This window comes from Xanthomonas sp. JAI131 (assembly GCF_013410075.1).
Classification (GTDB): Bacteria; Pseudomonadota; Gammaproteobacteria; order Xanthomonadales; family Xanthomonadaceae; genus Xanthomonas_A; species Xanthomonas_A bonasiae.
Genome location: NZ_JACCCN010000003.1, coordinates 598,111 through 610,394, shown reverse-complemented (window position 1 = coordinate 610,394; position 12,284 = coordinate 598,111). Strand labels below are relative to the sequence as shown.

Here is a 12,284-nt window from a genome sequence, read left to right as displayed (position 1 = left end):
CGGCCGCTCAGCCAATCACAAACAACGGCTGATCGAACTCCACCGGCACGCCGCTTTCGCTGAGGATCGCGACGATGGTGCCGGAGACGTCGGCTTCGATCGGGTTGAACATCTTCATCGCCTCGATGATCGCCAGGGTCTCGCCGGCCTTGACCGCCTGGCCGACGCTGACGAAGGCCGGCTTGTCCGGCGACGGCGAGGTGTAGAACGTGCCGACCATCGGCGCGCGCAGCACGTGGCCTTCGGGCAGGGCGTTGCCGGGCTTGGCGGTGCCGCCGGTGGAGGCCTCGGTGGGCGAGCTCATCGGCATCGGCGCGGCAGCGGGCGGCGCGGCGGGGGCCGGCGCGGCGTACTGCGGGGCGCTGGCGATCATGCCCTTGGGCGTGCGCGCCAGGCGCACGCTTTCCTCGCCTTCCTTGATCTCGATCTCGGCGAGATTGGACTCTTCCAGCAGGTCGATCAGCTTCTTGATTTTACGGAGATCCATAACGGCCTCTTGAGGTGAATCGGGAAATGACCGGGCACGCGGCCCGGCGAACTCGGATAGGGGCGTACGCCGCCGGGCGCGCGCGACAGGTGTTCATGCGGCCACGCCCAGCCGCGTCAGCGCCGCGTCCATCGCGTAGCGGTAGCTGTCGGCGCCGAAGCCGCAGATCACGCCGACCGCGTGGTCGCTGAAATAGCTGTGGTGGCGGAACGGCTCGCGGCTGTGTGGGTTGGACAGGTGGATCTCGATGAACGGGATCGCCACCGCCGCCAGCGCGTCGCGCAGCGCCACCGAGGTGTGGGTGAACGCGGCCGGGTTGATCAGGATGAAGGCGGTGCCGTCGCCGCGTGCGGCCTGCACCCGGTCCACGAGCACGTGCTCGGCGTTGGACTGCAGGCTGTCCAGCTGGTGCCCGGCGGCCGTGGCCTGCGCGAGCAGCGCCGCATCGATCTGCGCCAGCGTCGCGTGCCCATAGACCCCCGGCTCGCGGGTGCCGAGCAGGTTGAGGTTGGGGCCATGCAACAGCAGCAGTCGCGCCATGGAAGACAAAGCAGCGGAAAGGGCGGCAGTCTGCGCGAAGCCGGGATTACTGTCCAGTTCGGCGAAGTTGCGCGTGTTTTAAACGGATGTTTGGTTCTGCGGTGCGCGCCGCGGGTGGTTCGGGTGCGAACGCAGGCGTCGTCCGCGCTGCCTGTTTGCCTCCTGGCCCGTCTCATCGGCCAGTGCAGTCCAAGGTCGGGCGCTGCGCGCCACGTCGAGGACGCGTGCGCGGACGACGGCGCACGGTATGCGCTACGCGCCACCGCAGGCTCGGACATGCGTCCTCCCAGGTCAAGCACGGGGCACCGGCGATCGCGCGCATCGCCGTCCCCAGCCGGCATCGCTCAGCTGGCGGACCGTGCCTTGACCCACAGCCCGAACTCCTGCATCACCGCGACCACCGGTTCCAGGCGACGCCCGTCCCCGGTCAGCGCGTATTCGACCTTGACCGGCACGGTGGGATAAACGGTGCGCTGGATCAGCCCCGCTTCTTCCAAAGCTCTCAGATCCAGGGTCAGCATGCGTTGCGAAATGGCCGGAATGTCGCGGCGCAGTTCGTTGAACCGCTTGGGCCCGTCGAGCAGGTACGACACCAGCAACAGGCGCCATCTTCCGCCGAGCAGGCGCATGGCCTCTTCCACGGAGCAGCCGGAAACGTTGTCCTTCATCGCAGCTTCCTCGGTGCGCGCGCACTAGGTATAAATTTTGTACCTAGACAACATTATAGTGCCTTCTTCCTTTTCTATACCTGGTTTCTAGAATGCGTCGGGCCGCGCTCGCGAGCGCTGCGCCCACTTTCTGGAGATCGCAATGAAGCTGTACTACATCCCGGCCGCCTGCTCCCTCGCGCCGCATATCGTGCTGCATGAGCTCGGCCTCGAGGCGACGCTGGTGCGGGTCGATCACCGCAAGCACCTGACCGAGGACGGCGCGGATTTCCGTCGGGTCAATGCGATGGGCTACGTGCCGGCGCTCGAACTCGACGACGGCAGCGTGCTGCGCGAAGGTCCCGCCATCGTCCAATACCTGGGCGACCGCACGCCGGAACGCGGTCTGGTGCCGCCCAATGGCAGCATGCAGCGCTACCGGCTGCAGGAGTGGCTGAACTTCCTGGCGACGGAGATCCACAAGGGCTTTATTCCCCTGCTGTACGCGCGGCTCGCCGGCCAGTACGTGGACACCGCCCGGCCGAAGCTGGAGCAGCGCTTCGCCTGGATCGATGCGCAGCTCGCCGGGCGCCGGTTCCTGATGGGCGATGCCTTCACCGTCGCCGATGCCTATCTGTATGCGTTGACCGGCTGGGGCCAGGCGTCCTGGCTGACCTCGCACTACAAGGCGGACATCCACTTCGACGCCTTGCAGAACCTGCAGGCATGGTACCGGCGCGTGCACGCGCGGCCGTCGGTGCAGCAGGCGCTGAGCGAAGAAGGGCTGCAGTAGGCCGCCCGCTCATCGATCCTTGCGCATCTGCGCGCGATGCGGGAAACGCACCATGGCGTGCCGGCGATTTCCTCGCATCGCGCGACGATCGCGCGGTCCCGCGCCAAGGTCCAGCGGACACCGCTTATGGGCCAAGCGCATGTGCTGATATCCGATCGGCATGCACCAAGTGCCGCGCATTAACCGGCGATTTACACCCACGGCCGGCATCCCGGGCACAAAGGACGCCCCGACCGACCACGAGTGCGAGCCATGCGAATTGCGATCATCGGCGCAGGATTCTGCGGCAACGTGCTGGCCGCGACGCTGGCCAGGCAGGGCGCCGCCAGCCGCATCACCCTGATCGGCGTGGCCGACACCTACGGCCGCGGCATCGCCTACGGCGCGGCGCGGCCGGAACATCTGTTGAACGTGCGCGCCAAGGATCTCGGCGTGGATCCGCAGGATCCGGGCGGCTTCGCCGATGCCCTGCAGCTCGACGCCGAGAAGCGTCTGCAGTTCCTGCCGCGGCTGCAGTACGGCCGCTACCTGGAGCAGCATCTGGACAGCGCGCTCGCCGCGTCGGCGGTCGAGGTGGCGCGGGTGAGCGAAGAGGCGGTGGCGGTGGAACGCGGCCCGGACGGTTTCCGCATCTTCCTGGCCAACGGCGAGGACGTGGTCAGCGACGTGGTGGTGCTGGCGATCGGCGCGCTGCCGCCGGCGGCGCTGCCCGGCATCGGTCCGCGCCTGGCGGTGCACCGGCGCTACATCGGCTGGCCGTGGCAGGACGGGGTGCTGGACGAGGTGCCGCCGCAGGCGCGGCTGCTGCTGGTCGGCACCGGCCTGACCATGGCCGATGTCGCGCTGACCCTGCGCCGCCGCGGCCATCGCGGCCCGATCACCGCGTTGTCGCGGCGCGGCCTGGCGCCGCAGGCGCACCTGGCCCAGCCGGGCGCGGCGGTGACGCTGCCGCCGAGCGTGGCGCAGGCGCTGCGCAACCACGACCTCGCCGGCCTGGTGCGCAGCCTGCGCCAGCTGACCACGGTGGTGGAGGACTGGCGCTGCGTGGTCGACGCGCTGCGCCCGCATCTGCAGCCGTTCTGGAAAGGCCTGGCGCCGGCGGCACGCGCGCGGTTCCTGCGCCATCTGCGCCCGTACTGGGAAGTGGCGCGGCACCGGCTGGCGCCGGCTGCCGCGAGCGCGCTGGCGCAGATGCAGCAGCAGGGCCAGTTGCGCATCCGCGCCGGGCGCCTGCTGCGCGCGCGGTTGGGCGAGACCGCGGTGGAGGCGGTGATCCGCGACCGCGCCAGCAGCAGCGCGCGCACCGAAGACTTCGACGTGCTGATCCGCGCCACCGGGCTGGACACCGACGTCGCCCGCACCAGCCATCCGCTGATCGCGACGATGCGCGATGCGGGCCTGCTGCAGCCCGATCCGCTGGGCCTGGGCCTGGTGGTGGACGAGCGCCTGCAGGTGCGCGACGGCAGCGGCCACCCGGTCGCCGGACTGTACTGCCTGGGACCGCTGCTGCGCGGCGGCCTGTGGGAAATCACCGCGGTGCCGGAATTGCGCGCCGGCGCGCAACGTCTGGCCGCGGAACTGGCGGCGCTGGGGCAGGTACGGGTTGCTGCCGGCGGCGCCGGCAGCGAGGCACAGCGGCAGGCGGTATAGCGCAATCCCGATCCAGGCGACGATTCCCCGTCTCTTGTAGGAGCGGCTTCAGCCGCGACAGGCATTGCCAGGAAAGCCCGTCGCGGCTGAAGCCGCTCCTACAGGGGCGAGTGCGCGAACGGGCATAGGGCCGATTGCGCAAACGAGCGGCTACGGCAGCCGCGCCCAGCGCTCCGCTTCGCCCGGCGTGAACGGCCCCAGCTTCTGCCGCACGATGCGGCCGTCGGCGTCGATCAGCACGCTGTAGGGCAGCAGGCCCTGGGTGTCGCCCAGGCGCACGCTGGCATCGGCCGGGCCGGGGGTTTCCAGCCCGATCGGGTAGCCGATCGGCACCCGCTGCAGGAATGCGCGCACATCCTCGGGGCGGTCCAGGGCGATGCCGAGCACCTGCAGGCCGTCGGCCGGCTGCGCGCGCGCCAGGCGGTCCAGTTCCGGCATCTCGCGCACGCACGGTTCGCACCAGCTGGCCCAGACATTGACCAGCAACGGGCGGCCGCGGAACTGGGCCAGGCTCAGGTTGCCGCCGTCGAGGGTGGGCAGGCGCAGCGCCGGGGCCGGATCGCCGGGGCGGGCCGCGGCAACGCCCGCCGGCGGCGCGCTGCCGGTGGCGGTCGCTGGCGGCGCTGGCGTCGGCGACCGCCACCAGACCTGCGCGGCGGCCAGGCCCAGCGCCGCCGCGATGGCCGCCACCGCGAGCAGGCGTGGCGGCGTGGCGTTCATCGCGCCGCGCGCAGCAGGGCGTCCTCGGCCACCGCCTGGCTCAGCACCGGCGGCAGCACGGTCGGCGGTGCGCCCGGGCCGTAGACCACGTACAGCGGCACGCCCACCGCCTTGTGTTCGGCGAGGAAGGCGCTGATGCGCTGGTCCTCGTTGGTCCAGTCGCCCTTCATGTACACCGCGTCGACGCGCTTGAGCGTGTCGCGGAAGGCATCGCTGCTGAGCACGTTGCGTTCGTTGGCCTTGCAGGTCACGCACCAGTCGGCGGTCATGTTGACGAACACCACGCGGTTGTCGGTGCGCAGCCGGTCCAGCATCTCCGGCGAGAAGGCCACGGTGTTGCGCTCTGCGGTCACGCTGGGCGGCGCCAGCCGGGTCACGCCCCATACCGGCAGCAGCGCCAGCAGCACCAGCAGCGAGGCCAGGCGCAAGCCGAGCTTGTGGCTGCGCCAGCGCGCGCGCTCGATCCACCACAGGCCCAGGGCCAGCAGCGTGGCGCCGACCAGCAGCAGCGCCACCGCATCCACGCCGCGCTGCTTGCCCAGCACCCACAGCAGCCAGATCGCGGTCAGGTACATCGGGAACGCCAGCACCTGCTTGAGCGTCTCCATCCACGGGCCGGGCGTGGGCAGGCGCTTGGCCAGCGAGGGGATGAAGCCGACCAGCAGGAACGGCAGCGCCAGGCCCAGGCCCATGGTCAGGAACACCAGCATGCCGATCGCCGGCGGCGCGGCGAACGCATAGCCCAGCGCCAGGCCCATGAACGGGCCGACGCAGGCGCTGGACACCACGCAGGCCAGCACGCCGGTGGAGAAGTCGCCGACCGGGCCGCTGCGCGAGGACAGCGACTGGCCGAGGCCGCCGAGGTTGGCGCTGAGCGTGAACACGCCGGACAGGCTCAGGCCCATCGCGAACATCAGGTAGGTCAGCACCGCGACGAAGCCCGGGCGCTGCAGCTGGAAGCCCCACAGCAGATGCGCGGCGACGGCGATGCCGCCGACCACGGCGAAGGACGCCAGCACCCCCAGCGTGTACCACAGCGCATGGCTGCGGGCGCGCGCATGGCTTTCGCCGCTGTGCGCCAGGCCCAGCACCTTCAGCGACAGGATCGGCAGCACGCACGGCAGCAGGTTCAGGATCAGGCCGCCGCCCAGTGCCGCCAGCAACACCCACAGCAGGTTCTGCGGCGCGGCCGCCGGCGCGGTGCTGCGCGCGGCGTTGTGCACCGAGGCATCGGGCGCGCTCGCCGCGTCGGGCGCGGTCACCGGCGCGGCCGCCGCGGCGCTGGCGTCGGCCTGGCGGCTGTCCAGCGGCGTCACCAGCAGTGGCGCCACTTCGGCCTGGTCGGTCGGGCTGAGCTTGCCCTTGGGCAGCGACAGCTTCACCCGCCGGGTCATCGGCGGATAGCAGATGCCGTCGGTCTGGCAGCCCTGGAAGGTGGCGACCAGGGTCGCGTCGGCGGCATCGGCGCGCTGGCGCTGCAGCGGCACGCTGACCTCGGTCTGGTCGAAATACACCACCACGTTGCCGAAGTGCTCGTCCTGGTGCGAGCGGCCCTGCGGCCAGCGCGGCATGCCGGTGCGGATGCCGGCCGCGCCTTCCAGCGCCAGCGCGGTGCGGTCGCGATACAGGTAGTAGCCCGGCGCGGGGGTGAAGCGCAGCAGCAGGGTGTTGCCGTCGCCGACGATGGCTTCGAAGCCGAACGCCTGGTCCGACGGCAGCGGCAGGCCTTGCACGGCGCCGGCGCCGAACAACGGCTTGGCGGCGGGGCCGGCCGCGCCCGGCGCGCTGCCCGGCAGCGGCGAGGACGTGGCCGCCGTTGCGTCGGCCTCGGCCGCCGGCAGCGCCACCGTGAGCACGCGCTTCTGCGGCGGATAGCACACGCCGGCGTCGGCGCAGCCCTGGTAGCGCACCTCCACCTGCAGGCTGGTCGTGGCGGGATCGGCGACGCCGCTCTGCACCGCGTTCAACTCGCCGCGGTAGGTCTCCACCTCGCCGAAGTACGGGTCGGTCTTCTTGTGCCCGGCCGGCAGCTGCACGGTCGGGTTGGCCTTGAAGCCGCTCAGCACCCGCACCGCGATCCGGTGCCGGTACAGGTAATAGCCGTTGGCGATCTTCCAGTGCAGTTCGATGCGGCCGCGCTCGGGCGCCTGTGCGCTCAGCACGAAGGCCTGATCGACCGGCAGCAGATCCTTTTCGCTGATCGCCAGGGCGGGGAAGGCGGCCAGGGCCAGCAGGCACAGGGCGGCGATACGGTGCAGCACGGTCATCGGCTTACGGTTCCTCACGGGTTTCGGCATACACCCACTGCAGGTAGGCGGGCAGGCCGCCGGCGACCTCGACCTCGATCAGTTCGGGGACGTCGAAGGGGTGCAGTTCGCTCAGCCGCCGCTGCAACGCGGGGACGCGGTCGGCGGCGGTCTTGATCAGCAGCAGCACTTCCTCGGCCTGCTCCACGGCGTCCTGCCAGCGATAGGTGGCGTGCACGCCGGGCAGACGGCTCACGCACGCGGCCAACCGTTCTTCGACCAAGACCTGGGCGATCCGCGCGGCGCTGGCCGGATCGGGGCAGGTGCTGAACAGCAAACGGAGTGGGGGCGAAGACATGCGGCCGACAGTATAGGGACGCCGGCAGGGCTTTGCCGGGCCTGGTTCGGGCATGAGTGCGCGCCCGCGGGCGCGCGGTTGCAGGCCTGCGCGGGGCGGCCGCGGAGGGCGCTGGCCGGGCATGGCACTGGGCCGTGCGGCAGCGACCCGCTGCGCAGCGGGAACGGCGTGGCAGTTGGGTGGTTGTGGCGGCGGCGGGAAGGCAGGGCCGCGACGGTGCCGGGGGCGCGCGGCAGCGGCGGCCATCTACCGCCGAGCCTTCATTGCATGTACGGGCGACGCCGGATGGCCCCGGGGCCACCCGGGTCGCTCGCAGACCCTCCGGCGCGCCGCGATCGGCGCGCCGGAGATCCGGCTCAGTTGAGCAGCTGGCAGGTCGCCGGCTTGGCCGAGGTGAACAGCGAGGAGGTCGCCCACTCCGGGTGATCGATGAACGGATTGCGGTTGCCCTGGAAGCTGTACACCACTTCGTTGCGGGCACGCTCGGCGTCGTCCGGCGGATCCTGCTGGCTCCACGCGATCAGCGTCGACAGCAGGCCCATGTAGGCCGGCGAGGCCGAGGTCTGCACGATCTTGCTGCGGTCGTCGGTCAGTTCCAGATCCGGCTCGGACTGCCCGGTGGCCGCGTCGGTGCCGCCTTCGTAGCGGATCGCCATGTACATGACCGCGCGCGCCATGTCGCCCTTGCGGTGGTTCCACACTTCGAAGCTGCCGCCATTGCCGTCCGGGGTGCGCACCCAGTTGGAGTTGCCCGGGTAGCTGCCGCTGCCGCCGCCGAAGCCGGCGTTGGCCTCGGTGATGCGCTCGCCGCAGTTGCTGTCGCAGTTCGCGTACGGCTTGTTGCCGCGGTCGGCGTTCCAGGTGGAGTCGGTCAGGTACAGCATGTGCGTGTCGGTGTACGGCGCGTAGGGCAGGCCCTTGTCGCCGCTGGCGGTGCCGAAGCCCAGCGAGTTCGGCCAGCTGTGCTCGCGGTTGTATTTCAGCCCGCTGCCGCTGCCGGCGCGGTCGGTGACCTTGGCGTAGCTGCGGTTGCGGTAGGCGTCGAGGATGCGCCCGCTGTTGTTCGGGTCCTCGTCGGCGATCTCCAGGATGGTCCAGGTGCTGGTGCCGGAGCTGCTGCTGTACGGGTAGACGGTGTGGCCCTTGATCGTCTCGTGCAGCGAGCAGCGCAACTGGCTGGCGTTGGAGGTGTTGACCCGCGAGTAGTAGCCGCTGGTACCGCCGCCGCTGCCGCTGGCGACGCTGAAGGCGATGCTGCTGTCCTGCGCCGGATGCGCGCCGCCGGCGTCGCTGATCCTTGCCGCCAGGATGCTCAGGCTGCAGCTTTCGCCGGCGGCCAGGGCGGTGTTGGTGGAGATCGCGAACTGGCTGCCGCTGCTCGGGTAGCTCAGCGCCACCGTGCCGGACTGGCTGCAGCTCAGGCCGAACGCGCCGCTGGCCAGGGTCACCGCCTCGCTGAAGGTCACCGCCAGGTCGCCGGCGGCGGGGAAGTTGCTGGCGCCCTGCGCTGGCGTGGTCGCGGTCACCGACGGCGCGGTATTGCTGCTGCCGCCACTGAAGGTCTGGCCGCTGTTGCAGGCGCCGAAGCTGCTGGCCGAACTGCCGGCCCAGCTGAAGTCGGACGCGGCGCTGCCGTTGCTGCCGCGCAGCTGCAGCGAGGTGCCGGCCGCGGTGCTGTTGCTCTCGCTGACCGGCAGGTTCTGGCTGGTCAGGCCGGCGGCGGGGCCGCCGCCGCCGGTGATCGCGCCCTCGTAGCTGAGGAACTGCACCACCTGGCCGCTGCCGTCGACCAGCGCCAGGCCGTCGTTGGGGCCGTTCTGCACGCCGTTGCTGGCATAGCCGACGGTGGCGATGCGCACCTGCCCGCCGCAGGTGACCAGGCTGCCGGCCGGCACCGAGGTGGTGGCATAGACGGCCGCGGCGCTGGGGTTGCTGCCGTTGTACAGGTAGACCTTGTAGCCGCTCAGGCTCTCGCCGGCGGTGGCGACGATCTCCACGCCCTCGCCGGTATCGCCGGCGGCGGTGGCATCGTCGTAGTGCAATTCGTTGATGAACACGGCGGCCTGGGCGTGGCCGGCCAGGGCCAGCAGACAGGCGAGAGGTAAGGCAACGGCGGATGGCTTCATCGACAACTCCTTTTGGATGGTCCCCCCTGGGTCTGCGAGCCTAGCCTGCTCCTGTGACAGCGTTGCGGAATCCGGGTACCAGTTCCGCGGCCGGGAGGGCGCCGAAGCAAAATTTTTTTGTCGCCAGCCCTTGAAAGGGCGCCGGCCAGCACCACATCTTGCGCATCCCGGCGTACCGGGTTTTTTCGCGAGCGTTGCTGGCAGTCGTCACATGCGAGTGCTAACATCGCCAGCCTTTCCTAGACCAATCAATCACTTAAGAGGGTCTCTCTCAATGAGCATCAAGCCGCTTCACGACCGCGTCGTAGTCAAGCCGATCGAAGCCGACGAAATTTCCGCCGGCGGCATCGTGATCCCGGATTCGGCCAAGGAAAAGTCCACCAAGGGCGAGATCGTGGCCATCGGCAGCGGCAAGCCGCTGGACAACGGCAGCGTCCGCGCTCCGGCGGTCAAGGTCGGCGACAAGGTCATCTACGGCCAGTACGCCGGCTCCAGCTACAAGGCCGAAGGCGTCGAGTACAAGGTGCTGCGCGAAGACGACATCCTGGCGATCGTCGGCTAAAACGCCGCCGATCGCGGGATTCGGGAGTGGGGATTCGGGATTCGCGCTGCGCTCGTCGCGCCGCGGTCCCGGATCTCCCCCGAAGCTCGCTCTCAGCCAATCCCTAATCCCAAATCACGAATCCCGGAGTTACACACATGGCTGCCAAAGATATCCGTTTCGGTGAAGACGCTCGTTCGCGCATGGTGCGCGGCGTCAACATTCTCGCCAATGCCGTCAAGGCCACCCTGGGCCCGAAGGGCCGCAACGTCGTGCTCGAGAAGAGCTTCGGCGCGCCGACCATCACCAAGGACGGCGTCTCCGTCGCCAAGGAAATCGAACTGGCCGACAAGTTCGAGAACATGGGCGCGCAGATGGTGAAGGAAGTCGCGTCCAAGACCTCCGACAACGCCGGCGACGGCACCACCACCGCCACCGTGCTGGCGCAGGCGCTGATCCGCGAAGGTTCCAAGGCGGTCGCCGCCGGCATGAACCCGATGGACCTCAAGCGCGGCATCGACCAGGCCGTCAAGGCCGCCGTGGCCGAGCTGAAGAAGATCAGCAAGCCCACCGCCGACGACAAGGCGATCGCCCAGGTCGGCACCATCTCGGCCAACTCCGACGAGTCGATCGGCAACATCATCGCCGACGCGATGAAGAAGGTCGGCAAGGAAGGCGTCATCACCGTTGAAGAAGGCTCGGGCCTGGACAACGAGCTGGACGTGGTCGAGGGCATGCAGTTCGACCGCGGCTACCTGTCGCCGTACTTCATCAACAACCAGCAGAGCCAGTCGGCCGACCTGGACGACCCGTTCATCCTGCTGCACGACAAGAAGATCTCCAACGTGCGCGACCTGCTGCCGGTGCTGGAAGGCGTGGCCAAGTCGGGCAAGCCGCTGCTGATCGTGGCTGAGGAAGTCGAAGGCGAAGCGCTGGCGACCCTGGTGGTCAACACCATCCGCGGCATCGTCAAGGTCGTCGCGGTCAAGGCGCCGGGCTTCGGCGATCGTCGCAAGGCGATGCTGGAAGACATGGCCACCCTGACCGGCGGCACCGTGATCTCCGAGGAAGTGGGTCTGGCGCTGGAGAAGGCGACCATCAAGGACCTGGGCCGCGCCAAGAAGGTGCAGGTCTCCAAGGAGAACACCACCATCATCGACGGCGCTGGCGACAGCTCGGCGATCGAGTCGCGCATCAAGCAGATCAAGGCGCAGATCGAAGAGACCTCTTCGGACTACGACCGCGAGAAGCTGCAGGAGCGCGTGGCCAAGCTGGCCGGCGGCGTGGCGGTGATCAAGGTCGGCGCTTCGACCGAGATCGAGATGAAGGAAAAGAAGGCGCGCGTCGAAGACGCCCTGCACGCGACCCGTGCGGCCGTGGAAGAAGGCGTGGTCCCGGGCGGCGGTGTGGCCCTGGTGCGCGCGCTGACCGCGATCGGCGAGCTGAAGGGCGCCAACGAAGATCAGACCCACGGCATCCAGATCGCGCTGCGCGCGATGGAAGCGCCGCTGCGCGAGATCGTCACCAACGCCGGTGAAGAGCCGTCGGTGATCCTGAACCGGGTCAAGGAAGGCACCGGCAACTTCGGCTACAACGCCGCCAACGGCGAATTCGGCGACATGGTCGAGTTCGGCATCCTGGATCCGACCAAGGTGACCCGTTCGGCGCTGCAGAACGCCGCGTCGATCGCCGGCCTGATGATCACCACCGAAGCGATGGTGGCCGAAGCGCCGAAAAAGGACGAGCCGGCCGGCGGCGCTGGCGGCATGGGCGGCGGCATGGGCGGCATGGGCGGCATGGATTTCTGATCCGCGCCGGCGCAAGCCGACCTGCAGTACGCAATGAAAAGGAGCCCCGCAGCGATGCGGGGCTTTTTTTATGCGTTTGCGGGGCATGCACGCGCCGCAAACGCATGTCGTTGCATGCGATGCGCCGTGCGCGCATGGCCGAGTAGTCGTGGCGAATCGCGGCACGGCGGAGCGTAGGAGGCAGGGCGATTGCCCGCGGCGACGCATGCCGCACAGCACGCAGCGAAGCCTCGCGCGCGGAGGGCGGTGCAAGGGTTCGCTGCGCGGCCGGTGGCGGCGCATCCCGCGTAAATCGGCGCCTCTCGCAACGAATCGCGCATAAAGCGGCATCGTCTACAAGATCCATGTGGCGACGTGTTGACAACGTT

At 69.6% G+C, this 12,284-nt stretch carries 11 protein-coding genes; 4 read left to right on the top strand and 7 right to left on the bottom strand.

Translation table 11 applies throughout. From position 1 onward, the window contains the following. Window positions 1-7 precede the first annotated feature (7 nt). From accB to HDC36_RS15640, 3 genes are all read right to left on the bottom strand, one after another. Window positions 8-487: an acetyl-CoA carboxylase biotin carboxyl carrier protein gene (gene accB, locus HDC36_RS15650; RefSeq protein WP_179569069.1), complete on the bottom strand. Its 480-nt coding sequence runs from the start codon at window positions 485-487 to the stop codon at window positions 8-10. 93 nt (window positions 488-580) lie between these two features. After that, a complete protein-coding gene (gene aroQ, locus HDC36_RS15645; RefSeq protein ID WP_179569067.1) occupies window positions 581-1,027 on the bottom strand; it encodes a type II 3-dehydroquinate dehydratase in 447 nt (148 codons plus the stop codon). A 344-nt stretch (window positions 1,028-1,371) separates the two neighbouring features. Further along, the gene (locus HDC36_RS15640) at window positions 1,372-1,695 is read right to left on the bottom strand and encodes a helix-turn-helix domain-containing protein (protein ID WP_179569065.1); all 324 of its coding nucleotides are present in this window, start codon (window positions 1,693-1,695) and stop codon (window positions 1,372-1,374) included. A gap of 142 nt (window positions 1,696-1,837) precedes the next feature. On the opposite strand from HDC36_RS15640, the gene gstA reads away from it, so the two are divergent. Both gstA and HDC36_RS15630 read left to right on the top strand, forming a co-directional pair. Beyond that, entirely contained in the window at window positions 1,838-2,467 is a 630-nt protein-coding gene (gene gstA / locus HDC36_RS15635; protein ID WP_179569063.1) for a glutathione transferase GstA, read from the top strand. Window positions 2,468-2,719: 252 nt separating this feature from the next. Further along, window positions 2,720-4,117: an FAD/NAD(P)-binding protein gene (locus tag HDC36_RS15630; protein WP_179569061.1), complete on the top strand. Its 1,398-nt coding sequence runs from the start codon at window positions 2,720-2,722 to the stop codon at window positions 4,115-4,117. A 150-nt stretch (window positions 4,118-4,267) separates the two neighbouring features. Here the strand turns inward: HDC36_RS15630 and HDC36_RS15625 are convergent, their stop codons facing one another. The 4 genes from HDC36_RS15625 to HDC36_RS15610 form a co-directional block, all read right to left on the bottom strand. Beyond that, window positions 4,268-4,837 (bottom strand): TlpA disulfide reductase family protein, encoded by a 570-nt coding sequence (locus tag HDC36_RS15625; protein ID WP_179569059.1) that lies wholly within the window; start codon window positions 4,835-4,837, stop codon window positions 4,268-4,270. Then, window positions 4,834-7,104 carry a protein-disulfide reductase DsbD gene (locus HDC36_RS15620; RefSeq protein WP_179569057.1) on the bottom strand — a complete coding sequence of 757 codons (2,271 nt, stop codon included), beginning with the start codon at window positions 7,102-7,104 and terminating at the stop codon, window positions 4,834-4,836. The genes HDC36_RS15625 and HDC36_RS15620 overlap by 4 nt, the downstream gene beginning before the upstream one ends. Before the next feature lie 4 nt (window positions 7,105-7,108). Beyond that, window positions 7,109-7,441, bottom strand: a complete 333-nt coding sequence (gene cutA / locus HDC36_RS15615) for a divalent-cation tolerance protein CutA (RefSeq protein WP_179569055.1) — start codon at window positions 7,439-7,441, stop codon at window positions 7,109-7,111. Between the two features lie 356 nt (window positions 7,442-7,797). Continuing rightward, window positions 7,798-9,567: an endonuclease gene (locus HDC36_RS15610; RefSeq protein ID WP_179569053.1), complete on the bottom strand. Its 1,770-nt coding sequence runs from the start codon at window positions 9,565-9,567 to the stop codon at window positions 7,798-7,800. Between the two features lie 274 nt (window positions 9,568-9,841). Here HDC36_RS15610 and HDC36_RS15605 point away from each other — a divergent pair, with 274 nt between their 5' ends. Together HDC36_RS15605 and groL are read left to right on the top strand one after the other, a co-directional pair. Continuing rightward, a complete protein-coding gene (locus HDC36_RS15605) occupies window positions 9,842-10,129 on the top strand; it encodes a co-chaperone GroES (protein WP_003470504.1) in 288 nt (95 codons plus the stop codon). A 137-nt stretch (window positions 10,130-10,266) separates the two neighbouring features. Beyond that, window positions 10,267-11,916: a chaperonin GroEL gene (gene groL / locus HDC36_RS15600; RefSeq protein WP_179569051.1), complete on the top strand. Its 1,650-nt coding sequence runs from the start codon at window positions 10,267-10,269 to the stop codon at window positions 11,914-11,916. Window positions 11,917-12,284 lie beyond the last annotated feature (368 nt).

Coding starts and splice junctions, on each gene's coding strand:
- accB (WP_179569069.1), bottom strand. CDS start 487: ATGGATCTCCGTAAAATCAAGAAGCTGATCGACCTGCTGGAAGAGTCC.
- aroQ (WP_179569067.1), bottom strand. CDS start 1,027: ATGGCGCGACTGCTGCTGTTGCATGGCCCCAACCTCAACCTGCTCGGC.
- HDC36_RS15640 (WP_179569065.1), bottom strand. CDS start 1,695: ATGAAGGACAACGTTTCCGGCTGCTCCGTGGAAGAGGCCATGCGCCTG.
- gstA (WP_179569063.1), top strand. CDS start 1,838: ATGAAGCTGTACTACATCCCGGCCGCCTGCTCCCTCGCGCCGCATATC.
- HDC36_RS15630 (WP_179569061.1), top strand. CDS start 2,720: ATGCGAATTGCGATCATCGGCGCAGGATTCTGCGGCAACGTGCTGGCC.
- HDC36_RS15625 (WP_179569059.1), bottom strand. CDS start 4,837: ATGAACGCCACGCCGCCACGCCTGCTCGCGGTGGCGGCCATCGCGGCG.
- HDC36_RS15620 (WP_179569057.1), bottom strand. CDS start 7,104: ATGACCGTGCTGCACCGTATCGCCGCCCTGTGCCTGCTGGCCCTGGCC.
- cutA (WP_179569055.1), bottom strand. CDS start 7,441: ATGTCTTCGCCCCCACTCCGTTTGCTGTTCAGCACCTGCCCCGATCCG.
- HDC36_RS15610 (WP_179569053.1), bottom strand. CDS start 9,567: ATGAAGCCATCCGCCGTTGCCTTACCTCTCGCCTGTCTGCTGGCCCTG.
- HDC36_RS15605 (WP_003470504.1), top strand. CDS start 9,842: ATGAGCATCAAGCCGCTTCACGACCGCGTCGTAGTCAAGCCGATCGAA.
- groL (WP_179569051.1), top strand. CDS start 10,267: ATGGCTGCCAAAGATATCCGTTTCGGTGAAGACGCTCGTTCGCGCATG.